Below are 23,094 nucleotides of genomic sequence, written 5' to 3' on the forward strand. Positions count from 1 at the left end.
CGCCGACTCGGGTTCGTCTCAGCCGCGAGCCCGGTGTGTCGTGTCGGACGTCGTCGGCTCCGTCGAGGACGTCTCGTCCCACACCGCGCTGACCAATTCGTCGAGACCGACTCCGAAGGCCGCGGAGAGCTTCAGCCACGTCTTCAGATCCCCGTAGTGGCGGCCCTGCGAGAGATTGATCAGCGTCTGGCGGCTCACACCCGATCGCTCCGCGAGCTGGTCGAACGTCAGGCTGGCTGCGTGGCGCGCCCTGTTGAACGACACACGAAGCTGATCCAGGTCCGGCTCGGGCGGCGTGAAGGGCACACCTCAAGTCGACCTGTGCAATTGCAATGAGTCAGCACAGAAAACTGTACTATCGGTACAAGAACCTGTATTAGAGCTCATCAGTGCTCGCGGAACACGGAGAGAACCATATGAAGAAGCCCTCCGTCCTGGTCGCCGCGGGCGTGCTCGTTCTTACCCTGAGCGGGTGCAGCGCACTCGTGTCACCCGACACGCACAGCACGGCAGTGCCGGCGGGGACGACCGCTCCGACGCCGTCAAAGGCAGAGGCCGTAGCTCCGAAGGAACTCAACAGCAGTCAGCTCCTCGGCGGCAATGCAAGGCCGTCGTTCCCCGCGGGCGAGGCGGGGAAGGTTTCGGTCGTCGCTCAGGGGCAGCTCTCAAGGACCGAGGGGATGGAGTCGGGGATCCTTCTCATCGCCTATCGCAACAACACGAGCAAGGCGGTGGCGCACGTCGATTTCACCGTCGCGGCGAAGGTCGACGGCAAGGTCGTGGCAAGCGGAAACAGTCAGACGGGATCCATTCCCGCCCAGCTGCAGCCGGGGGAAGTCGCGCTCGACTACATCTACTTCTCCAACGTGTCCTCCGTCCCCGATGCCGGTGTGACCTACGAGTTCCAGGCGCAGACCATGCCCGCGGACACCTCGTCGTACAACACGGCAGCGCTCAAGGTCACGCAGGCGGACAACAACGGCTCGGCGATCATCGGATCCGCGTCGAACCCCACCGACAAGACGCTGCAGAATCCGTTCGGCGTCTACGCATACTGTTTCGAGGGCGACACGCTCTCCTCGTACGTTGATGGTTTTGCGAAGCCGGACGCTGTTCTTTCGCCCGGTGGCGAGGTCACCTTCAGCATCGACCTCTACGGCAGGAAGTGCGACTCGTTCGTACTCGGAGTCTCCGGTTACTTCAGCTGAGCCGCTGGCCCACGTTCTCGATCGCACGAAAGTAGTCACATCAGATGATTCGCAAAGACTTCCTTGCCATTGCCGCGATTGCCGGCGTCCTGGCCCTCACTGGGTGCTCATCGCCGTCGTCCGCATCGACCGATCCCGGGGTCAGCGCGCCCGCCGCCTCGCATGCCGAGCCCACCGCGACACCGGCGGCCAAGCCGGCCGAGCTCGCGGGCGAATGGATCCAGGAGGGCGCGGGCGACGCGTATCAGGCGGCGAAGCTCACGGCCGACACCATCTCGATCGATTGGGTGGACACCAAGGGTGGAACGACGTCCGTCTACTGGGTCGGCACGTACTCTGCTCCGTCGGCACCAGGCGACTTCACGTGGACGTCCACGCGCGACGAAGCCGCGACAGACCACGCCCTGCTTGCGTCGACGGACCCGACCAAGGACTTCGCGTACGCCGGCGGCAAGATCTCGTACCAGGTCACGATGATGGGGGTCACGAAGACCGTGACACTCATCCGCAAGTAGCGCCGGCTGCCGCCGCGCGGGTCAGACGTCCTCAGCGGCGGCACGGCCGGCCTGGCGGCCGGAGAACAGGCAGCCGCCGAGGAAGGTGCCTTCCAGGGCCCGGTAGCCGTGCATCCCGCCACCGCCGAAGCCGCTGGCCTCACCGGCGGCGTACAGGCCCGGAATCGGCGCGCCGTCCGTGTCGAGGGCGCGCCCGTCGAGATCCGTCTCGATGCCGCCGAGCGACTTGCGCGTGATCACCCGCAGGCGCACGGCGACCAGGGGACCGGCGGAGGGATCCTGCAGGCGATGCGGGGTGGCCGTGCGGATCAGGCGGTCGCCGCGATAGGCTCTCGCCGAGCGCAGCATCGCGATCTGCGCGTCCTTGGTGAAGTCGTTGTCGATCTCGCGATCGCGTGCCACGACCTCCTCGTGGACGCGATCCGGATCCAGCGCGTCGCCTCCGGGAAGCTGCTGCATCCGCGCGATCAGCCGGCCCAGGTCGGATTCGACGACGAAGTCCTCGCCGCGGTCGAGGAAGGCCTGCACCGGATCCGTCGGGCCCTTGGCGAGGCGCGACCGCAGCAGCAGGGGCACGTCCTTGCCGGTGAGGTCGGGGTTCTGCTCGCTGCCGGAGAGCGCGAACTCCTTCTCCACGATCTGGCGCGTCGTGACGAACCAGGAGTGGTCGTGCCCGGTCGCGCGCAGGTGCTCCAGGGTTCCGAGCGTGTCGAACCCGGGATACAGCGGGACCGGCAGGCGGCGGCCCGTGGCGTCCAGCCACAGCGACGACGGGCCGGGCAGGATCCGGATGCCGTGGCCGGGCCAGACCGGATCCCAGTTGCGGATGCCCTCGACGTAGTGCCACATCCGGTCGCCGTTGATGAGGTGCGCGCCGGCCGCCGCGGAGGCGACCTGCATGGAGCCGTCGACGTACGCCGGCACGCCGGTGAGCATGTCTGCGGGCGGGCTGCCGAGCCACGCCGGCCACGCGGCGCGGACGAGGGCGTGGTTGCCGCCGATGCCGCCCGACGTCACGATCGTCGTGGCCGCGGTGATCTCGAAGTCGCCGATCCGCTCGCGGTCGCTCGCCACGCCGCGCGCGGCGGGCGAGGAGGCGAGGATCTCGCCCTGGGCGCCGGTGACCACGCCGTCCTGCGTGGTGAGCGTCGTCACGCGGTGCCGGGGGAGCACGACCAGGCGTCCGGTGCGCTCGGCCTGCTCGACGGCGGCCTGGAACGGCGCCACGATGCCGGGCCCTGTGCCCCAGGTGATGTGGAAGCGGGGTACGGAGTTCCCGGGCCCGAGGGCGCCGTAGCCGCCGCGTTCGGCCCAGCCCACGACGGGGAAGAACCCGACGCCGCGCTCGCGCAGCCAGGCGCGCTTCTCGCCGCTCGCGAACTGCAGGTACGCCTCGGCCCAGCGTCGCGGCCAGGCGTCCTCGTCTCGGTCGAAGCCCGCGTTGCCGAACCAGTCCTGGCGGGCCAGGTCGAGGGAGTCGCTGATGCCCATGCGGCGCTGCTCGGGCGAGTCGACGAGGAACAGCCCGCCGAACGACCACCAGGCCTGACCGCCGAGGTTCGTACGCGGCTCCTGATCCACGATGACGACGCGCCGGCCGGCGGCGGCCGCCTCGGCGGCGGCGACGAGGCCCGCCAGACCCCAGCCGATCACGAGCACGTCGGCGGAATGCGAGCTGGTCTTCACCGTCATGAGATCTCCGTCGAACTCTGGGTCTGCTGATTCGCTGCCGAGCTACAGGAGCGGGCGTCCGCCGAGGGGAGGAACGCCGTCCGCGCCGGCGCGGCTCGGCTCGAACGTGTTCACCATGGCATGCGCGGCGCGCTCCAGGTAGTCCCACAGCGTCGCCTCGTGGATGGGCGAGAGCTGTGCGTCGTCGACGGCCGCGCGCATGCAGCGGAGCCAGCGGTCACGCGCGTCGGGGTCGACATGGAACGGCAGGTGCCGCATGCGCAGCCGGGGATGGCCGCGCTGCTCGCCGTAGGTGGTGGGGCCGCCCCAGTACTGCTCCAGGAACATGCGGAGCCGATCTGCGGCCGGCCCCAGATCCTCCTCGGGGTACATCGCCTTCAGCACCGGGTCGAGAGCGACCTCCTGGTAGAACACGTCCACGAGACGCTGGAAGGTCGCGTGGCCGCCGATCTCGTCGTAGAAGGACACCGGCTCGCTCATTGTTCGTCTCCCCGCTCCTGCGGCTTGTTCGGACCCTTCGGCCTATTCGGATCCTGCGGCTTGCCCGGGTCCTGCGGATGCGGCGGATCCTCGGGACTCCGGGGATCCGGCAGGGGCGGCAGCGGCAGGCTCTGCGGTGCGCCCGGAGGAGTCTTCTTCGGCTTTCCGGACGGCTTCGGCGCGGCGGGCTTGGTCGTCGCCGAGGCCGTGGGGTTCGGCTTTGTGCGCGGCGCCGCGGTGGCGGCCGGCGTCTCCTCGGCCTTCTTGCGCCGCCAGAAGCCGCGCTCCGGAGCGTTGCTCGGCGCGGCGATCGGGGTGGGTCGGGTGCGCGGGGGGTTGGCGCCGTGCACCCGGCGGGCGCCCTCGGAGCCGCTGAGCTGAACGGACTCGAGGCTCGGCAGCGCGAGATCCATGCCGCGCATCGTGTCGCGCAGCCGCATCCGCAGTTCGCGCGCCACGTCGTCCATCGCGTTCGTGCGGGTCTTCATCACCACGCGGATCACGAGCGTGTCGCCCTCGACCGACTCCAGGCCCCAGATCTCCGGCTTCTCGATGATGCGGGTGCGCCACTTCGGATCCTTGGCCAGCGCCTGCGCAGTGGCGAGGAGGGCGTCCTCGACCGTGGGAACGTCGGCGTCGGCCGGCACGCCGAGATCGACGATGGCGCGCGCCCAGCCCTGCGACATGTTGCCGAGATGGGTGACCTCGCCGTTGCGGACGTACCAGAGGGTGCCGTTGACGTCGCGCACCTGGGTGACCCGCACGCTGACGTACTCGACGACGCCGGTCGCGCCGCCGCTGGCGAGACGCAGCTCGACGACGTCGCCGATCCCGATCTGGTCCTCTGCGACGAGGAAGATCCCGTTCAGCACGTCCTTGACGATGTTCTGGGCGCCGAAGCCGAGACCGGCGCCGACGGCCGCGGTGAGCAGCGTGAGCGAGCCCAGCAGCGAGGTGTCGACCGTGTTCACCACGAGGATGAACGCGATGACGACCAGGGAGACGTTGACGATGTTCTGCAGGATCGTGCCGAGCGTCCGCGTGCGCTGGACGAGTCGCATGTCGGCGAGGGGCGATCGCTCGAGCGCCTGCGTGTCGTCGACGTTGGCCTTCGACTTCGCGCCGGAGACGATGCGGCGCACGACGCGGCGGATCACGACCCTCAGCGCATAGCCGATCAGGATGCAGACGACGACGATGATGAGGCAGTTGAGCGCCTTCAGGCCGACGTCGCCCAGGATCTTCAGGATCTCGGCCCATCGGTCGACGACCTTTTCCGCGGGGAGTGCACTGGGCAGCATGTTCATCGCGTCCGATCCTAGTTCGGCGTGCCTCGGTGAGGACTGAAGGCGGGATCGGGGATGCCCCTGCACGACGACGGCGCCGGACGGTTCCCCGTCGCGGCGCCGTCGTCGGAACGCCCGATCAGGACTGCGTCTTCTCCTCGATGCCGTCCGCGTCACGCGCCTGGGCGGCCAGGGCGCGCTCGACGTCGGCGAGGTTCTCGAACACCAGTCGGCGCAGGGCGGGCGCCGCGTCCTGGTGCGCGGAGAGCCAGGCGCGGGTCGCGTCGCGCAGCGCCGTGTCGGCGAGCGCCTTCGGGTACAGCCCCACGATCAGGTAGTTCGCCACCTGGAAGGTGCGCCCCTCCCAGATCGGCAGCAGGCTGTCGAAGTACAGCGGGACGAAGGGCTCCAGCAGCGCGGCTCCGGCGGGGTGCGTGAAGCCGAGCGCGGCGGAGCGCACGATCGTGTTGGAGAGGTCGTCGTGGTCGACCAGGGAGGCCCACGCGGCCTGCTTGGCCTCGGGGGTCGGCAGCGCGGCACGAGCCTGTGCGGCGAACTCGGCGCCCTTGGCGGTGTTGTCGCCGGCCAGCGCGTCGTCGATCGCGGCGCCGTCCACCGCGCCGACCGTGGCCAGGCCGACGAGCAGCTGCCAGCTCAGGTCGGTGTCGATCGCGAGGCCCTCGAGGACGAGGTCGCCGTCGCGCAGACGGCGGACGACGTCGGCGTGCTCAGGAGTCGTGAGCGAGTTCGCGAACGCGGTCACGAACTGCAGCTGGCTGTCGGATCCGGCCTCCGCGGCCTGGGCGAGCGCCCACAGTCCGTCGGCGACGCGGGTGCGCGCCGCGGCACGGTGCTCCGGAGTGACGTACAGGGCTGCGGCGGTCTGCAGCTGGCTCAGCGTGGTACGCACCGTGGTGGACTCGGTCTCGCGGCCGATGTTGCCGAGCACGAGGTCGATGTAATCGCTCGCCGCGCTCTCCGCGTCGCGGGTCTGATCCCAGGCCGCGCCCCAGACCAGCGAGCGCGCGAGCGGGTCGCTGATGTCCGCGAGGTGCGCGACCGCGGTCGCGAGGGAGCGCTCGTCGAGGCGGATCTTCGCGTAGGCGAGGTCCTCGTCGTTCAGCAGCACGAGATCCGGGCGCTGCAGGCCCTGCAGCTCGGGGACCTCGGTGCGGTCGCCGTCGACGTCCACCTCGACGTGGTGCGTGCGCACCAGGGCGCCGTTCTCGTCGAGGTTGTAGAACCCGATGCCCAGGCGGTGCGGGCGGATCGTCGGATAGTCGGCGGGTGCGGTCTGGGTCACGGCGAAGCGCGAGATCGTACCGTCGCCGGCCTCGGCGATGACCGGGGCGAGCGTGTTCACGCCGGCCGTCTCGAGCCACTTCTTCGACCAGGTGGTGAGGTCGCGGCCGCTCGTCCTCTCGAGCTCGACGAGCAGGTCGCTGAGCTCGGTGTTCTGCCAGGAGTGCTTCTTGAAGTACTCCGAGACGCCGGCGAAGAACGCCTCGATGCCCACCCACGCGGCGAGCTGCTTGAGGACGGATCCGCCCTTGGCGTACGTGATGCCGTCGAAGTTGACCTGCATGTCGTCGAGGTCGTTGATCTGCGCCACCACAGGGTGCGTCGAGGGCAGCTGGTCCTGGCGGTAGGCCCAGGTCTTCTCCATGGCGTTGAACGTGGTCCAGGCCTCGGTCCACTCGGTCGCCTCGGCCGTCGCGATGGTCGACGCCCACTCGGCGAACGACTCGTTCAGCCACAGGTCGTTCCACCACTTCATGGTGACGAGGTCGCCGAACCACATGTGCGCGAGTTCGTGCAGGATCGTGACGACGCGGCGCTCCTTGACCGCGTCGGTCACCTTGCTGCGGAACACGTAGGTCTCGGTGAAGGTCACCGCACCCGCGTTCTCCATCGCGCCCGCGTTGAACTCCGGCACGAACAGCTGGTCGTACTTGGCGAACGGATACGGGACCCCGAACTTCTCCTCGTAGTAGGCGAAGCCCTCGCGGGTCTTGTCGAAGATGTAGTCGGCGTCGAGGTGCTCCCACAGGCTCTTGCGGCCGTAGACGCCGAGCGGGATCACCCGGCCGGAGGCGCTGGTGAGCTCCGAGAACGTCTCCTCGTACGGACCGGCGATGATCGCCGTGATGTACGACGAGATGCGCGGCGTGGGCTCGAAGCCCCAGGTCGCGGACGCCTCGGTGCCGGAGCCCGTGGACGGGTCGTGCACGATGGGCTCGGGCGTGGGGGAGTTGGACACGACCTTCCACGCCGCGGGCGCGGTGATCGTGAACTGGAACGTGGCCTTGAGGTCGGGCTGCTCGAACACGGCGAACACGCGACGCGAATCGGGCACCTCGAACTGGGAGTACAGGTAGACCTCGCCGTCGAACGGGTCGATGAAGCGGTGCAGGCCCTCGCCGGTGTTGGTGTACTCGCAGTCGGCGTCGACGACGAGCACGTTCTGCTCGGCGAGGCCGTCCAGCGTGATCCGGGAGTCGGCGAACGCGGTGGTCGGGTCGATCTGCTCCCCGTTGAGGGTGATCTCGCGCACCTCGCGCGCGATGAGATCGATGAAGGTGGAGGATCCGGGGGTCGCCGTGAACCGGACGACGCTGCGGGATCCGAAGACCTCCGCGCCCTTGGTCAGGTCGAGCGCGATCTCATACGACTCGGTGTCGATGATCGCGCGGCGCTCCTGCGCCTCGATGCGGGTGAGGTTCTCTCCAGGCACTGCTCAGACTCCCAGGGGTGAGGGTTTCGGCCGCAAGATCCGCGCTGCTGGCGCCGGCGGCAACCGTCCCAGCCTACGCCAGAGCGCCCGCGCGCGGTTTCGCGCGGCGTCACGGTCGGTCGCACCCGCGCGGCGGCGTTCGGCCCGGGCAAAGGAGAACCGGGAGAGAATGGAGGGGTGACCGCCCCAGATGTGACCGAAGCCACCGTCCCCTTCGCCTCCGCCGCCGCCGCGTGCGGCCCCGAGTACGTGGAGACGCCCGTCGCGTACGACGGCGTGCTGCTCGCGGGCTTCGGCGGCCCCGAGGGCCAGGACGACGTGATCCCGTTCCTGCGCAACGTCACCCGCGGGCGAGGCATCCCGGACGAGCGTCTCGAGGAGGTCGCGCACCACTACCGGCACTTCGGCGGCGTGAGCCCGATCAATGCGCAGAACCGTGCCCTCAAGGCCGCGCTCGAGGCGGAGCTCTCCCGCCGGGGGATCGACCTCCCGGTGTACTGGGGCAACCGCAACTGGACGCCGTACCTCGCCGACGCCGTGACGGAGGCCGCCGAGCAGGGGGACACCACCCTGCTCGCGTTCGCCACCAGCGCCTACAGCTCGTTCTCCAGCTGCCGCCAGTACCGCGAGGACTTCGCCCGGGTGCTCGACGAGACCGGCCTCGGCGGCACGGTGACCATCGACAAGATCCGACCGTTCTACGACCACCCCGGCTTCGTCGAGTCGTTCGTCGAGGGCGTGCGCGCGGCCGTCGAGGGATTCATCGCCGACGGCGCGGCCCCCGCGGCGATCCAGGTGCTGTTCACGACCCACAGCGTGCCGACCGACGACGCCCTGCGCTCCGGCCCGCGTGACGTGGACTGGGGCCCGGGCGGCGCCTATGCAGCGCAGCACGAGGCGGTGGCGGCCTGGGTGATGGACCGCGTGGCCCGGCTGCTGCCGGCGGCGACCGACGTGCCGTGGGAGCTGGTGTACCAGTCCCGCTCCGGTCCCGCGTCCCAGCCGTGGCTCGAGCCCGACATCTGCGACGTCATCGAGGAGCTTCCGGCACGCGGTCGCACCGCGGTCGCCGTGGTGCCGCTCGGGTTCGTGAGCGACCACATGGAGGTGCTCTGGGATCTCGACACCGAGGCGAAGGACGCCGCCGCCGAGGCGGGCCTCGCATTCGTGCGCACCCCCACGCCGGGCGTCTCGGACTCGTTCGTCGCCGGGATCGTCGATCTCATCGAGGAGCGGCTGGAGGGACGCCCCGCGGCGGATCGCAAGCACGTGACGGCGCTCGGACCGGCTTTCGACGTGTGCCGCCCCGGCTGCTGCGAGAACATCCGGGCCGGCTTCAAGCCGGCCGCGGCCGGGATCGCGCCCTGAACGGAGCCGGCACCGGGTCTGACGCAGGTCGGAGTGCTCGTCATCCCGGCGGCCGTGGTCCGGGTCGTCCGTAGGATTGACGCATGCGCATCCACATCGCCACGGACCACGCCGGTCTCGAGTTCTCCACGCAGCTGCAGCACCACCTCGCCGAGGCGGGGCACGAGGTCGTCGACCACGGTCCGGTCGAGTACGACGCCCTGGACGACTACCCGGCGTTCTGCATCCGGGCGGCCCAGGCGACCATCGCCGACCAGCGCGCCGGCGTCGAGGCGCTCGGCGTCGTGTTCGGCGGATCCGGCAACGGGGAGCAGATCGCGGCGAACAAGGTCGAGGGCATCCGCGCCGCGCTGGTGTGGAGCATCGCGACGGCGGAGCTCGCCCGCGAGCACAACGACGCGAACGTGATCGCGATCGGCGCCCGTCAGCACAGCTTCGAGGAGGTCACGACCTTCATCGACCGCTTCATCGCCACGCCCTTCTCGAACGAGGAGCGGCACGTGCGCCGCATCGCGCAGATCGCCGACTTCGAGCGCGACGGATCCCTGCTCCCCGACCCCCGCGCCTGATGCCCGAGGGCCATTCCGTCCATCGCATCGCACGGCAGTTCGCCCGCAACTTCGTGGGGAAGCCGGTCGCCGCGTCCAGCCCGCAGGGGCGGTTCGCGGAGGGTGCCGCGCTCCTGGACGGCCGCACCGTCGAGAGCGTGCAGGCCGTCGGCAAGCAGATGTTCCTCGAGACCGACGGGGACCTGTGGCTGCGCGTCCATCTCGGCCTCTACGGCGCCTGGGACTTCTCCGGTGAGATCCTGGTGGATCCGACGATCGCCTCCGCGAACGGGCGGATGGGGCAGACGAACCAGCGCGGCACCGACCTCGACGTCCCGATCCTGGACGCGGCGGGGGAGAACTCGCTCTCCTCGATCGGCGCGCCCCGGAGGACTCGGGTGCACGTGCGCATGTCCGAGGCCACCAGGGGACTCGCCGACGAGGGCGCCGAGTGGCCCCCGCCGGTCGTGGGCCAGGTGCGCCTGCGCCTGCTGACCGATGTGACCTGCGCAGACCTGCGCGGCCCGACCGCGTGCGTGCTGCAGACTCCGGACGAGATGCTCGCCACCGTGGCGAAGCTCGGACCGGATCCGCTCGTCGGCGACGTCGCCGAAGGGGAGGAGCGCTTCGTCGCGGCCGTCCGCAAGAAGTCGACGCCCATCGCGCTGCTGCTCATGGACCAGGCGGTCGTCAGCGGGATCGGCAACGTGTACCGCGCCGAGCTGCTGTTCCGCGCGCGGCTGAACCCGCACACTCCGGGTCGGGACGTGCCCGAGGAGACGGTCCGGGCCCTCTGGCGCGACTGGGTCCGGCTCCTCGCGATCGGCGTCGAGACCGGCCAGATGATGACCATGGACGACCTGTCGCCGGAGCAGTACCGCGCGGCCATGGCGCACCGCGACGACCGGCACTGGGTCTATCACCGCACGGGCCTGCCCTGCCGGGTGTGCGGCACCGCGATCGTGCTCGAGGAGATCGGCGCCCGCAAGCTGTACTGGTGCCCCCGCTGCCAGGCGTGAGCAGCGTCTCCCTGCGGAGACGCCGAGGTGCCGGCCGCCGCTCGTAGGCTTGTGCCATGCGCCAGAACCCCAGTTTCGCCATGACCGAGGTCGCCGAGCTGCGGCGGATCATCGCCGCGAATCCGTGGGCGACGCTCGTGGGTCGCGATGAGAACGGCATGACCGCATCGCATTACGCCGTGCTGCTCGACCCCGACCGGGACGATCTGACGATCGTCGCGCACGTGGGTCGCCCCGATGATCTCGTGCTCGGTCTCGGCACGCAGGAGCTCCTGGTCGTCTTCCAGGGCCCGCACGGCTACGTCTCGCCGGGCTGGTACGGCGACGTCGCAGCCGTGCCGACCTGGAACTACGTCGCGGTGCACCTGTCCGGGGTGCCGGAAGTGCTCGACACCGAGGAGAACCTGCGCGTGCTGGAGCACCTGGTCGGGCACTTCGAGGGGCGTCTGGCCCAGCCGCGCGGCATGTGGACGCCGCCGAACGACGAGGCTTTCGTCCGCCGGCTCGAAGCGGGCACGGTCGGGTTCCGGCTCACGCCGACGCGCGTGACCGCCAAGCGCAAGCTGAGCCAGAACAAGCCGGACGACGTCATCGAGAACGTGATCCTGGAGCTGCAGGGCGACGGCGTCTACGCGAACCCCGCCCTGGCCGCCGAGATGCGCCGCGCACAGGACGCTCGGCTTGCCGCGCGGGCGGACGCCCGGTGACCCCGCCGGAGCGCGGCGCCACGGTCGACGCGGTGCGGGCGGTGCGCATCGCGACCGAGGATCGGCGCCTGCTCCCGGTCGACGGCCCGGTGGATCTGCTCCTCGAGGGCGGGCGGATCGCCGACATCGCCCCGACCGGCGCGCTGGCACTGCCCGGACGGGTGCTGGACGGCGACGGCGCCTGGATCGTGCCGGGCCTGTGGGACCACCACGTGCACACCGTCCAGTGGGCGCTGGCCGCGCAGCGCGAGGACCTCTCCTCGACCGCGAGCGCCGTCGAGGCCGCCGCCCTGATGGCGGCCGCGCCGGTGCTGGGGGACGGGCGCCGGGTCGGCACCGGGTTCCGCGACGTGCGCTGGGCCGATCGCCCGAGCCTGGCGCTGCTCGACGAGCGCACCGGCCAGGTGCCGACCTACCTCATCAACGCCGACGTGCACAGCGTATGGCTGAACTCGGCGGCGTTCCGGCGCGAGCAGTTCCCTGCGGCGGAGGACGGGATGCTGCGGGAGGAGGACGCGTTCGAGATCTCCCGGCGGCTGAACGCGGCCGACCCCGCCGTCGCGGACGAGGCCGTGGCGGCGGCCGCGGAGCGCGCGGCCGGCCGGGGCGTCGTCGGCATCGTCGACTTCGACATGGCCTGGAATGCCGCGGCGTGGGAGCGCCGGCTCTCGCACGGGTTCGACACGCACCGGGTGGAGTTCGCGGTCTACCCGCACGACCTGGATCGCGCCGTCGCGGAGGTGATCCGCACGGGACAGCCGGCGGCCGACGACCCGCGCGGTCTGGTGCATGCGGGCCCGCTGAAGATCATCTCGGACGGCTCGCTGGGCACCCGCACCGCCGCATGCAGCCACGGTTACGCCGACGACGTGCACAACCACGGCGTGCTCACCGTCCCGCCCGCCGAACTGCAGGCGCTGCTGCTGCGCGCCGCCGGGGCGGGGCTGGAGATCGCGCTGCACGCGATCGGCGACGTCGCCGTCACTGCAGCACTCGACGCGTTCGCTGCCACGGGAGCCCAGGGGACGGTGGAGCACGCGCAGCTCGTGCGGCACGGGGATCTGGCGCGGTTCGGCAGGCTCGGAGTCGCCGCGAGCGTGCAGCCGCAGCACGCCCTCGACGACCGCGACACGGCCGATGCGCTGTGGGCGGGGCAGACGGCGATCCCGTATCCGCTCGCCTCCCTGCACCGCGCCGGCGCGGTTCTGCGCTTCGGATCCGATGCACCCGTGGCGCCGCTGGATCCCTGGCACGCGATCTCCGCGGCCGTGTTCCGCACCGACGACGACCGCGCGCCGTGGCACCCCGAGGAGCGCGTCGAGCTCAGCACCGCGCTCGCGGCCAGCGCGCATCGGGGGACCGGAGGCGACGCCGGGATCCGTCCGGAGGCCGTGGCCGACCTCGTGCTGCTCGGCACGGATCCGCACCGCGCCGACGCGCGATCGCTGCGGACGATGCCGATCGCAGCGACCCTCGTCGGCGGGCGCCTCACGCACCTGGCCTGATCCTGCCGGGGACAGCGAAGACCCCGCCCCTCGAAAGGTGAGCGGGGTCTTCGCGGCGTGAAGCCCATGGGCGAAGCGGGTCAGGCGGCGATGTGCGACACCAGGAACCAGCGGTCCTTCTCCAGGCCGCGCTGGATCTCGATCGCGACGTCCTGGCTGGTGAGATCGATCTCGTCGAGGCCCTCGACGGCGGCCTTCACGTCGACGAGGATCTCGTCGATGTCGGCGATCACGGCGCGGACGAGGTCGTCTGACTTCGTGAAGCCGGCCGGCACCTGCGTCGCGCCCGCCTTCTCGGCGACGACCGCGGCGCGGGCATCGATCGGCAGGCCCAGGGCGACGATCCGCTCCGCTGCAGTGTCGGCGAAGTCGCCGGCGTGGTCGACGATCACGTCGAGCAGCTCGTGCACGCCCACGAAGTTCGCGCCGCGCACGTGCCAGTGCGCCTGCTTGCCGTTCAGCGTCAGGGCCTGCAGGCCCAGCACGACCGGGGTGAGGAACTGCGCGGCGCCGGCGGCGACGGTCGGGTCGACGGAGGTGGCGGTGATGGTGTCGGTGTTGCTCATGATGTCTCCTCGGTGGTCGCTCGGATCCGTGCGTGCTGATGTGGTGACCTCAACGCTACTCACCGCAGATTGTTCCGCAACCAAGCTGAGGCAACGCTAACTCGCTGGTCACGCGCCATTTCGGCAAGCCTTGCCTTGGCTGCGGATCCGCTCTGGCGCGGTGTGGAAGACAGGAGCGCACAGCGATCCGGGATACCTTCGTCAGGTGGCAACAGCTGGTACCTCCTCCCGTGCGGCCCTGCGCCGACTCCGCACATCCGCAGCACAGGGCGATTCCACTGGGCAGAAGGTCGGCGCGAACTTCATCCCGCACGTCCAGGGCCTGCGTGCGATCGCGGTGCTCGCCGTGGTGCTCTACCACTTCTGGCCCGGGCGGCTGACCGGCGGCTACGTCGGCGTCGACATCTTCTTCGTGATCTCGGGCTTCCTGATCACCGCGCACCTGGCGCGGGAGCTGGAGGCCACCGGCCGCGTGAACCTGGGCCAGTTCTGGGCGCGCCGGGCGCGGCGCCTGCTGCCCGCCTCTCTGCTGGTGCTGCTGTTCTGCGCGATCGTCGCCGCGATCCCCGTGCTGTCGCCGCTGTCGCAGCTGCCCGCTGAGCTGAAGGAGATCGTCGCCTCCACGTTCTACGTGGAGAACTGGTTCCTCGCGCTGAACTCTGCGGACTACCTCGCCCACTCCGGCGACCCGACGATGGTGCAGCACTACTGGTCGCTGTCCCTCGAGGAGCAGTTCTACGTGCTGTGGCCGCTGATCATGCTGCTCGCGGCATGGATCGCGGTGAAGTACTTCCGCGGCTCCCGGCTGCGCGCGGCCGCGGTCGCCATTGCCGTGGTGTCGGTCGCCTCGTTCGCGTTCTGCGTCTGGTTCACCGCCACGAACCCGGCGCCGGCCTACTTCGTCACTTTCGGACGCGTGTGGCAGTTCGGCGTGGGCGCCGTGCTGGCGCTCGTTCCGCGTCTGCGGATCAGAAACGCGATCGGGAGCTTCGTGCTCGGCTGGGGCGGCATCATCGTGCTGCTCGTGGTGATCTACCGCTTCGACGGCCAGACGCCGTTCCCGGGCTACATGGCCGCGATCCCGACCCTCGCGGCCGCGGCGGTCATCGCGGCCTCGAACACCGAGCGCTGGTGGTACCCCACGCGGATCCTGGCCATCCGTCCGATGCGCTTCACCGGCGACATCTCGTACAGCCTCTACCTCTGGCACTGGCCGCTCATCATCATCGCGCCGTCCGTGCCGTTCTGGGGCCTGACGATCTACCATCGCGTGGCCCTCGTCGGCATCTGCTTCGTGCTTGCGTGGCTCACGAAGGGGTTCGTGGAGGATCCGGCGCGCACCTGGAAGCCGCTCACCTCGCGCAAGCCGCGGCTTTCGCTGTGGGCGGCGCTGGCGGCGATGGTCATCGTCGCGGGCACCGCGGGCGCGGGCTGGGCCGCCAACGCGGGCACCTACCAGCAGGGCGTGCAGGCGATCGCGCAGCTGCGCGCGAACCCGCCCGCGTGCTTCGGGGCCGCCGCGATCCTCGACGACTCCTGTGCCGGGAGGACGACGGATCGGATCCTGCCCGCCCCCGGCTTCGCCGGAGTGGATCGGCCCGAGGAATCGCAGTGCTTCGTGCAGCTCAACGATGCCCGCCCGGTGTCGTGCGAGTTCGGCTCGAAGGATCCGGGTGCGAAGCAGGTGGCGCTCATCGGGGACAGCCACGCCTACCAGCTGCTCACGACGTTCCAGGGGATCGCGAAGAAGGAGGGCTGGCACCTCACGACCTACTTCAAGGGCGCCTGCCCGTGGAACACCACACCGCTGTCGACCGGAGGCGCGTTCGGCGACGCGTGCACGCAGTACCGCTCCGCCGTGGCCGCGCAGCTGGAGAAGAAGCACTTCGACGCGATCTTCACGGCGGCTCTCTCGACGACGCCCTACGCGGCCGGTGACCATGGTTCGTCCTACGACGCCGCCGTCGCGGGGTACCGCGAGGCCTGGGCGACGCAGACGGCCAAGGGCACGCCCGTGATCACCGTCGTGGACAACCCGGTGTGGGAGACCGACCCGAACAAGTGCCTGCGGACCCGTGCGCAGAGCGCCTGCGACGGCCCCCGGTCCGATCTGCTCACCGAGAAGGATCCGCTGCGCGAGGCCGCCGCGGGGCAGAAGGACGTCACGCTCCTGGACTTCACCAAGGTCTTCTGCGACGACGAGACGTGCCGCGCCGTGGTGGGCGGCGCGAACATCTACCGCGATCAGGATCACATCACGGTCACTTTCGCGAACTCCCTCGCCCCGCAGTACACCGCGGCGCTCAAGAGCGCGATGGGCATCACCGGTCCCTGAGGCTGTCGAAGCGCCCCGGGGGTACCCCGCCGGTCCCTGAGCCTGTCGAAGGGCCCGGTGCAACGCGGTAGGGTCGCAGCATGAACGACGGCGCCACGATCCTGTCCCTGCCCGGCCGCACCCCGGCGATCGATTCCTCGACGTTCCTCGCTGCCGGAGCGCGCGTGATCGGATCCGTGTCCATCGGCGAGGGCTCGAGCGTCTGGTACAACGCGGTGCTGCGTGCCGACTCCGACACGATCACGATCGGCGCCGGCAGCAACGTGCAGGACAACGTGTCGGTGCACGTCGACGAGGGACACCCCGTGGTGATCGGCGACGACGTCTCGATCGGGCACAACGCGGTCGTGCATGGCTGCACGATCGGCGACGGCTCGCTGATCGGGATGGGCGCGGTCGTGCTGACCGACGCTGTGATCGGATCCGAGGTTCTCGTCGCCGGCGGCGCTCTCGTGCTCTCCGGCACCGAGGTCCCCGACGGGTCGCTCGTCGCGGGCGTGCCGGCCAAGGTGCGCCGCGAGCTCAGCGCCGAGGAGCGCGAGGGGCTCCGCAACAACGCCCGGATCTACCGTGGCCACACGGCCATGCACCGTGGCGCCGCGCCCGCCTGATCCGCGCAGCCTCCGCTGACGGCAAGCGGCTCGCGGTGCCGTAGCTCATTCCGGCACGCACGCGGTGACGCCACTCATGCGATTCTGTCGACGTGAGGATCTGTTCCGCAGTTCCCCGCCGGGCGGGAAGATCATGAGGGCCAGCAACGCAGGCAAAGCACCCAAGACGAGGATCGCCGTCGGCCAGCCCAGCAAGGTAGCGAACAGACCCGCCGCGATCTGTGCCACGAAGGCACCGAAGGAGGTGGCGGCGTTGTTGAGCCCTAGCGCACTACCAGCCTCGGACCGGTCCACCAGGCTGGTGATCTGCGCAAAATGGGCACCCTGCCACGCGCACCCAGCAACGCCGGAGACGATCATCAAAGTCACACCGACATACTCGGGCAGCGAAGTCCCGAACACGAAAGGCAGCAAGCAGGCGACTTGAGTGGCGCAGAGAACGCGCACGACGGTCGGCCGGTTCAGCCACGGGAGGAGATCGGTGCCGACGCCCGTGAGGACCCGGAGAAGGGCACCGATGATCTGCATGGCGGCGACTGCGATGAGCCCAAGAACCAGCGGAAGTCCAAAGAGACGAGTCAACGCAGTCGCAGAGAAAGTGAGGACGAGGAACTGGGTGACGTCGAGCAGGAATCCGCTGCTCGCGACGCGCCATACGTCGAGACGCCTGAGTGCTCGCGCGCCGGATCTCAGAGTGACGGCGCGTGCAGCGATAGGTGGGTCGTACACGTAGACGGCGACGAGCACTCCTACCGCCGCACACGACAGGCCGACGACGATGAAGGTCGCGGCAATGCCGAACCGCGAAAGCAGCACCGAGTAGGCGGCAGTGCCGATCGCTCCACCAAGCGGGACAGCCGCGACCCGCAGCGAAACCAGGGTGCCGTGTCGGCGAGTGTCGAACCAGCCGAGGATAGCGCTGCCGCTCGGACCGGTCACCGCTCCTCCTGCTCCTGCCGCAAGGAAGAGCAGGATCAAGAGAATCGGCACGGAGGGTGCCTGTTTGGTCGCGAAGGAGATGCCGACGATCAACAGAAGCAGAGCGCACAAGCTGACGCCGAGAATGAGAACGCGACGCTCGCCGTATCGATCCGCTGCGACGCCCCAGGGAGCCTCGGTGATGACCACCGCAAGGCTTGCTGCCCCGAGGACGAGCGCCAGCTCCCCGGAGGTGAATCCGAATGTGGCCTGGATCATCGCGGATGCCGTCGGCAGTCCGAGAAAGGTTGCGCTGAACACCACCTGCGCGACCAGACCCACGGTGAACATGGTCCACCGGTTCGGGTTACCAGAAGCGGTGGACCTGTTCTCGAGGACTCTCATGGGGCAATCGCCTCCATGACGTCTCCGACACTTCGTACGATGCTGTCCAATGCGTTGACGTAGTACCTCGCACCCTGCGCCAAGCTTCCCACCGCGTAGATGTTGTGCCTGTCCCCAGAGCGAGACAAGAGGCGCCAGGAGCCCCTTTCGACGCGGACTCCCCCGAAAGGGTCACTGATCGCGATGCCCGAGGAAAGTAGGTCTTGTATGAGAGGTGAGTCCATCCGGGCCACTCTTTCGCTTGCCCCTCGAGAAGTGTCGATTACGAGATCCGCGATCAGCTTGCGTCCGTCGTCAAGCTTGAGCGCGTGGTCAGTCCATTCCCTCAGGCCCCGATCGATTGTCAATTGGCCGTCGGAAAGAGCCGCATGGACCAAGGCTCCGGTTGCTGGCGGCATCGGGTTGCACCATGCCTGAAGATATGGATGCAGATAGCGATGCACGATGCGTCGGTCCGCTGTGCTGAAGAGACCCCAAGCGTCGCAGAGGACTTCATCGGACAATGCGGTTGCCAGAGCGCCCCAGCCATCGCGGGCTGAACTCGCCAGATAGCGCAGCTGGTCGAGTTTCCCAGCCATATACGAACGGGGAATGGAGAGATCGATCTGATGTTCGTCCGCCTCGACCTCAATGAGCTGGAGCGCTTCACGAAGAGTGAGGTGGTCAAGACAACTGATTCTCGATCGGGTGAATTCGCGCGGCACTACGTCGGCGTGAGAACTGCGAATCGCGGGAAGCACCCCCCGCCGCGACGCCAACTGTACTCGGCCCGTGTATCCGTGCAAGATGAGAGCGCGTACGTGTCGACGACGCGTGAATACTGACCCTCAGACGTCGGGGAATTTTGACCCCCTCCGACCACTCTTGGAGGGTGATCAGTTTGGAAGATTGGGCGGAGATCCGCCGGTTACATAGGGCCGAGGGCATGCCGATCAAGGCGATCGTGAGGCATCTCGGGGTGGCACGGAACACGGTGCGGGCGGCGCTCGCGTCGGATGTGCCGCCGAAGTATCAGCGGGCGGGTAAGCAGTCGTTGGTTGACGCTGCCGAGCCCGAGGTGCGCAAGCTGCTGGCTGTGGATGCGAAGATGCCGGCGACGGTGATCGCGGAGCGGATCGGGTGGGAGCACTCGCTGACGATCCTGAAGGACCGGATCCGGCAGATCCGGCCCGAGTACGCGGGTGTCGATCCGGCGGACCGGATCGTTCACGAGCCGGGGCAGGCCGCGCAGATGGATTTGTGGTTCCCGGAGCCGCGGATCCCGGTCGGGTTCGGGCAGGCGGGCATGCTGCCGGTGCTGGTGATGACGCTGACGTTCTCGAAGTTCCTGTCGGCGGTGATGCTTCCCTCGCGTCAGGCGGGGGATCTGCTGGCGGGCATGTGGCAGCTGATCGCGCAGGTCGGGGCGGTGTCTAAGACGCTGGTCTGGGATCGGGAGTCCGCGATCGGCGGGAAGGGCGTGGTCACGCAGGCGGCGGCTGCGTTCGCGGGGACGCTCGCGACGAGGGTGGTGTTGGCGCCGCCTCGGGATCCGGAGTTCAAGGGCATGACCGAGCGGAACAACGGCTACTTCGAGACGTCGTTCCTGCCCGGCAGGCAGTTCGCGTCGCCGGTGGACTTCAACGCGCAGTTGGCGGACTGGTTGCCGCGCGCGAACTCCCGCACGGTCCGTTCCCTCGGTGGACGTCCCGTCGATGTTCTGGACCGGGACCTCGCCGCGATGACGCTCCTTCCCCCGCACCCGCCGGCGACGGGGCTGCAGACGAGGGTGAGGCTCGGACGGGACTATTACGTCCGTCTCGACGGGAACGACTACTCCGTTGATCCGCGGGTGATCGGCCGGCTGCTCGATGTCACCGCGACGCTGACCCGGGTGATCGTGATCTGCGAGGGGCAGGTCGTCGCCGATCATGAGCGCTGCTGGGCGAACCATGCTGTCGTCACCGATCCCGTCCATGTCGAGACCGCGAGAGGGCTGCGGGCGACGTTCTCCGCGGCGAAGCGAGACCGCGAGCGTCAGCAGACCCTCGCCCGCCCTGGGGAGCGAGTGATGTTCCGCGACACGTCCGACTACGACGACCTGTTCGGGGTCCGTTTCGACCCGGCCACCGGGGAGGTGTTCTGATGGGCGCCGCGACGGACACGGCCGCAACGCTCGGCTACCTCTCTCGCGCGTTGAAGGCCCCGACCATCGGGCGGGTCTGGGAACAGCTCGCGACCACCGCCCGGGCGGAGGGGTGGTCGCATGAGGAGTATCTGACCGCGGTGCTGCAACGCCAGGTCGCCGACCGAGAGGCCAACGGCACCGCGTTGCGGATCGGCGGGGCGCACTTCCCTGCAGTGAAGACCCTCGAGGACTTCAACGCCGACCACCAGCCCTCGCTGCGCCGCGACGTCCTCGCGCACCTGGCGACGACGACCTGGATCCCGAAAGCGGAGAACGTGATCCTCCTCGGTCCTCCCGGGGTCGGCAAGACCCACCTCGCGATCGCGCTGGGGCACAAGGCCGCCCACGCCGGCTACCCGGTGCTGTTCGACACCGCCACCGGCTGGGTGTCACGCCTGCAGACCGCGCACCAGAGCGGGCGGCTCGAGCAGGAGCTGAAACGACTGCGCCGCTACCGGCTGCTGATCATCGACGAGGTCGGCTACCTGCCCTTCGACGCCGACGCGGCGAACCTGTTCTTCCAGCTCGTCGCGTCCCGCTACGAACAGGGCTCGATCCTCGTCACCAGCAACATGCCCTTCGGCCGTTGGGGCGAAATCTTCAGCGACGACATCGTCGCGTCCGCGATGATCGACCGCCTCGTCCACCACGCCGAGGTCCTCACCCTCGCCGGCGACTCCTACCGCACCCGAGCCCGCCGCGAGCTCCTCAAGACCCCGCCCGCCACCACGGCAGCGGAACACTAGAAACACGACCCAGGGGGTCAACTTTCGCCGACGAAAAGGGGTCAGTTTTCAGCCGTCGTTGACAGTACGACATCGATAGCGGTCAACCCGGTTCCGACAACTCCGACCGAACTCGTGGCGAGAGCTCGATCGATCGTCTCCTCCAGCGGGTATGCGCTGGGCTTCGGCCCCGATCCGCCCCATCCGAGACAGAGCACGATGTGATCGAACCGGCGAAAGTCTGCATCGGGAGTCGAGACGGTGTAGGTGCCCATTGCGTCTTCGCGGATACCGACCACTTCTTCAGGAACGCAATGCAGGAGGCCGGATTCCTCAGCCCAGCGATGGCGGAGGTCTCTGAAGACGTCCGCGAGGTATGTTCCGAACATGGGGCGTGTCACGTAGGTGTCCCGCGCGCCGTGTTCGCCGTGACGAGTCTCGTGCCAGCGCTTGAAATGGTCCGGTTCGCCCAGCCGCACGGACATCATCCTTGCAGGCGCATTCAGGAGCGGATGCGCGGCGTCCATTCGATACGGGGTTCCTCGGGCCGCATTCCGAATGCTTCGAAGGTGCGGATCGAAGACGGTCAGATCGCATTTCGCACCGAACTCATCGGTTATCGCGCTCGAGACCGAGACACCTGCGGCTCCCATACCTACGACAGCGATCTTCTTCACCCGCGCCAACCCCGGTCACTCTCCGAATCTATTGATGGACTGCATCCAATAAGACCAAGGAGAGCCTAGGGGGGCGAGTCCGTGTGTTACGTTCGCGCCTACTGGGCCGTCCACCAAATAGGGGACAGCCGAACGGTGAGTGTTCGTCAATCCGGCATTGCCTCGACGGGAAGAGACGGTGTCGGTCAGGTCGATATTACGGGCTCTTCCCAGATGAGGGTGTAGGTTTGCCGGGCACGTCGGTCCGCAGATAGACGTCGAGATCTCCCGACGATGGAGGTTCCTACGCCATCCATCCGAAAGACCTCGACGTGACCGACGCTACCCCGCCGGCCGGCTTCGGCCGCCCTGACCTGACCGCCTTCGCGTCTCATCCCAATCGACCCTGATCGGGTCTGCTGATCCTCTCGACGAGAACGCAGCGACATCACAGCCACCCAACCCCGACCGTCCGGGAAGCCGGGACACGTCACATGGCCTGTGCGGCGGGCGTGTCGAGTGGGTCGTCCAGGGGCGACGCAGAAGCGTCGACGGGACGTGCTGAGAGGTGGTTCCAGTCGAGCACTGGCACACCGGCTACAGGCATGGCGATAGGTCAGGAACGGCGTCGCTCCCTGCGCAGGAGGGAGCGCAGAGTCTCGGCGTTCGCGAAGCCGACCCGTAGCGCGATCTCGGCGGAGGTGAGGTCCGTGGTTGCTGAGAGGTGGCGAGCTCGTTCGATGCGAAGCCGTTGGACGAAGCCGAGCGGAGTGAGGTTGAGCGCCGCACGGACTCGTCGTTCGAGGGTGCGCCGGCTGGTGCCGAGCGACTGCGCGACGAAGGCGACGTTGAACGGTTCGTCCAGGCGCGCGCGCACGAAGCGTTCGAACTCGACGACGATCGGGTCCTCGTGCCGGAGATGTTCGTAGGCGACGAAGGCCGCCTGCGACGGGCGCTCGTCGATGATGAGGAGCTTGGCGACATGTTGGGCGAGGTCGGGGCTGATCGATCGCACGAGTGAGAGCGCGAGGTCGATGTGGGCGAACGCGGCGCCGGCGGTGACGAGGTTCCCGTCGGCCACGACCATGGTGTCGAGATCGAGGGCGACGGTCGGATAGCGCTTCAGGAACTCCGGCCCCAGGAACCAGCTGGTCGTCGCCCGCCGATGATGCATCCGTCCGGTCTCGGCGACAGCGAACACGCCGGTGCACGCCGCGGCGATCCGGGTGGTCGCCTCGTCGAGGCGCCCGAGCGAGGCGATGACCGAACGAGCATCTCGGCTCTGGAGGGCGTCGTTGGTAGCGGCGGCCGTAAGGGTTCCAAGCGCAGGGACGACGACCACGTCGAACTCTCCGGACTCCGACAGCGGGTGGTCCACCGACAGGGTCATCGATGCCGTCGTGGTCACTCGCCGTTTCGGTCCGAGGATGGCGAGTTCGATCGGGTCGATCCGCGGGTCGACATCGCCGCGGGCTCCGTCGGCCACCCGCACGATGTCGATGATCGACGCGATAGCCGAACCGAAGCAGCCGTCGATCGCGATCAGTCCGATACGCATGACGTAAACAATAGCAATACTGCCGTATACGCCACTGCCCACCGGTCCTCGCTCGTCATACGCTGAACTCGTCCCACGAAGAACGCCGATT

The 23,094-nt window shown here is 68.9% G+C and carries 21 protein-coding genes; 11 read left to right on the plus strand and 10 right to left on the minus strand.

Annotated features, from left to right (window positions below):
* Positions 1-18: 18 nt before the first annotated feature.
* A complete protein-coding gene (locus tag ACYQ1L_RS07920) occupies positions 19-306 on the minus strand; it encodes a helix-turn-helix transcriptional regulator (RefSeq protein WP_460003665.1) in 288 nt (95 codons plus the stop codon).
* A gap of 110 nt (positions 307-416) precedes the next feature.
* On the opposite strand from ACYQ1L_RS07920, the gene ACYQ1L_RS07925 reads away from it, so the two are divergent.
* Both ACYQ1L_RS07925 and ACYQ1L_RS07930 read left to right on the plus strand, forming a co-directional pair.
* Entirely contained in the window at positions 417-1,208 is a 792-nt protein-coding gene (locus ACYQ1L_RS07925) for a hypothetical protein (protein ID WP_460003666.1), read from the plus strand.
* Positions 1,209-1,252: 44 nt separating this feature from the next.
* Positions 1,253-1,723: a hypothetical protein gene (locus ACYQ1L_RS07930; protein ID WP_460003667.1), complete on the plus strand. Its 471-nt coding sequence runs from the start codon at positions 1,253-1,255 to the stop codon at positions 1,721-1,723.
* 21 nt (positions 1,724-1,744) lie between these two features.
* Here the strand turns inward: ACYQ1L_RS07930 and ACYQ1L_RS07935 are convergent, their stop codons facing one another.
* The 4 genes from ACYQ1L_RS07935 to pepN form a co-directional block, all read right to left on the minus strand.
* A complete protein-coding gene (locus ACYQ1L_RS07935; RefSeq protein ID WP_460003668.1) occupies positions 1,745-3,415 on the minus strand; it encodes an FAD-binding dehydrogenase in 1,671 nt (556 codons plus the stop codon).
* Positions 3,416-3,457: 42 nt separating this feature from the next.
* Positions 3,458-3,895 carry a globin gene (locus ACYQ1L_RS07940; protein WP_460003669.1) on the minus strand — a complete coding sequence of 146 codons (438 nt, stop codon included), beginning with the start codon at positions 3,893-3,895 and terminating at the stop codon, positions 3,458-3,460.
* Entirely contained in the window at positions 3,892-5,202 is a 1,311-nt protein-coding gene (locus ACYQ1L_RS07945) for a mechanosensitive ion channel family protein (RefSeq protein ID WP_460003670.1), read from the minus strand. The genes ACYQ1L_RS07940 and ACYQ1L_RS07945 overlap by 4 nt, the downstream gene beginning before the upstream one ends.
* 118 nt (positions 5,203-5,320) lie before the next feature.
* On the minus strand, positions 5,321-7,915 hold the full coding sequence (gene pepN / locus ACYQ1L_RS07950) for an aminopeptidase N (RefSeq protein WP_460003671.1): 2,595 nt from the start codon (positions 7,913-7,915) through the stop codon (positions 5,321-5,323).
* A 177-nt stretch (positions 7,916-8,092) separates the two neighbouring features.
* Between pepN and ACYQ1L_RS07955 the strand changes: the two genes are divergently transcribed.
* The 5 genes from ACYQ1L_RS07955 to ACYQ1L_RS07975 all read left to right on the plus strand — a co-directional run bounded on the left by ACYQ1L_RS07955 (position 8,093) and on the right by ACYQ1L_RS07975 (position 13,062).
* The gene (locus ACYQ1L_RS07955) at positions 8,093-9,283 is read left to right on the plus strand and encodes a ferrochelatase (RefSeq protein WP_460003672.1); all 1,191 of its coding nucleotides are present in this window, start codon (positions 8,093-8,095) and stop codon (positions 9,281-9,283) included.
* Positions 9,284-9,366: 83 nt separating this feature from the next.
* Positions 9,367-9,852, plus strand: a complete 486-nt coding sequence (locus ACYQ1L_RS07960) for a ribose-5-phosphate isomerase (RefSeq protein ID WP_460003673.1) — start codon at positions 9,367-9,369, stop codon at positions 9,850-9,852.
* On the plus strand, positions 9,852-10,850 hold the full coding sequence (locus tag ACYQ1L_RS07965; RefSeq protein ID WP_460003674.1) for an Fpg/Nei family DNA glycosylase: 999 nt from the start codon (positions 9,852-9,854) through the stop codon (positions 10,848-10,850). The genes ACYQ1L_RS07960 and ACYQ1L_RS07965 overlap by 1 nt, the downstream gene beginning before the upstream one ends.
* Positions 10,851-10,906: 56 nt before the next feature.
* Complete coding sequence (locus ACYQ1L_RS07970) at positions 10,907-11,557, plus strand: FMN-binding negative transcriptional regulator (protein ID WP_460003675.1); 651 nt, start codon at positions 10,907-10,909, stop codon at positions 11,555-11,557.
* Positions 11,554-13,062 (plus strand): amidohydrolase, encoded by a 1,509-nt coding sequence (locus ACYQ1L_RS07975; RefSeq protein WP_460003676.1) that lies wholly within the window; start codon positions 11,554-11,556, stop codon positions 13,060-13,062. The genes ACYQ1L_RS07970 and ACYQ1L_RS07975 overlap by 4 nt, the downstream gene beginning before the upstream one ends.
* 80 nt (positions 13,063-13,142) lie before the next feature.
* Here the strand turns inward: ACYQ1L_RS07975 and ACYQ1L_RS07980 are convergent, their stop codons facing one another.
* Entirely contained in the window at positions 13,143-13,628 is a 486-nt protein-coding gene (locus tag ACYQ1L_RS07980) for a Dps family protein (protein WP_460003677.1), read from the minus strand.
* Between the two features lie 205 nt (positions 13,629-13,833).
* On the opposite strand from ACYQ1L_RS07980, the gene ACYQ1L_RS07985 reads away from it, so the two are divergent.
* Together ACYQ1L_RS07985 and ACYQ1L_RS07990 are read left to right on the plus strand one after the other, a co-directional pair.
* Entirely contained in the window at positions 13,834-15,963 is a 2,130-nt protein-coding gene (locus ACYQ1L_RS07985) for an acyltransferase family protein (protein ID WP_460003678.1), read from the plus strand.
* Positions 15,964-16,043: 80 nt separating this feature from the next.
* Complete coding sequence (locus tag ACYQ1L_RS07990; protein ID WP_460003679.1) at positions 16,044-16,574, plus strand: gamma carbonic anhydrase family protein; 531 nt, start codon at positions 16,044-16,046, stop codon at positions 16,572-16,574.
* 45 nt (positions 16,575-16,619) lie between these two features.
* On the opposite strand, the gene ACYQ1L_RS07995 is transcribed toward ACYQ1L_RS07990, so the two are convergent.
* A complete protein-coding gene (locus ACYQ1L_RS07995) occupies positions 16,620-17,843 on the minus strand; it encodes an MFS transporter (protein ID WP_460003680.1) in 1,224 nt (407 codons plus the stop codon).
* 50 nt (positions 17,844-17,893) lie between these two features.
* Positions 17,894-18,601: an FAD/NAD(P)-binding protein gene (locus ACYQ1L_RS08000; protein WP_460003681.1), complete on the minus strand. Its 708-nt coding sequence runs from the start codon at positions 18,599-18,601 to the stop codon at positions 17,894-17,896.
* Between the two features lie 167 nt (positions 18,602-18,768).
* Between ACYQ1L_RS08000 and istA the strand changes: the two genes are divergently transcribed.
* Positions 18,769-20,022, plus strand: a complete 1,254-nt coding sequence (istA, locus tag ACYQ1L_RS08005) for an IS21 family transposase (protein ID WP_460003682.1) — start codon at positions 18,769-18,771, stop codon at positions 20,020-20,022.
* Positions 20,022-20,810: an IS21-like element helper ATPase IstB gene (istB, locus tag ACYQ1L_RS08010; protein WP_460003683.1), complete on the plus strand. Its 789-nt coding sequence runs from the start codon at positions 20,022-20,024 to the stop codon at positions 20,808-20,810. Before istA ends, istB begins: the two co-directional genes overlap by 1 nt.
* Before the next feature lie 41 nt (positions 20,811-20,851).
* Here the strand turns inward: istB and ACYQ1L_RS08015 are convergent, their stop codons facing one another.
* Positions 20,852-21,466 carry an FAD/NAD(P)-binding protein gene (locus ACYQ1L_RS08015; RefSeq protein ID WP_460003684.1) on the minus strand — a complete coding sequence of 205 codons (615 nt, stop codon included), beginning with the start codon at positions 21,464-21,466 and terminating at the stop codon, positions 20,852-20,854.
* Between the two features lie 595 nt (positions 21,467-22,061).
* Complete coding sequence (locus ACYQ1L_RS08020) at positions 22,062-23,003, minus strand: GlxA family transcriptional regulator (protein ID WP_460003685.1); 942 nt, start codon at positions 23,001-23,003, stop codon at positions 22,062-22,064.
* Positions 23,004-23,094 lie beyond the last annotated feature (91 nt).

The sequence above is a fragment of the Microbacterium xylanilyticum genome, from assembly GCF_054654695.1.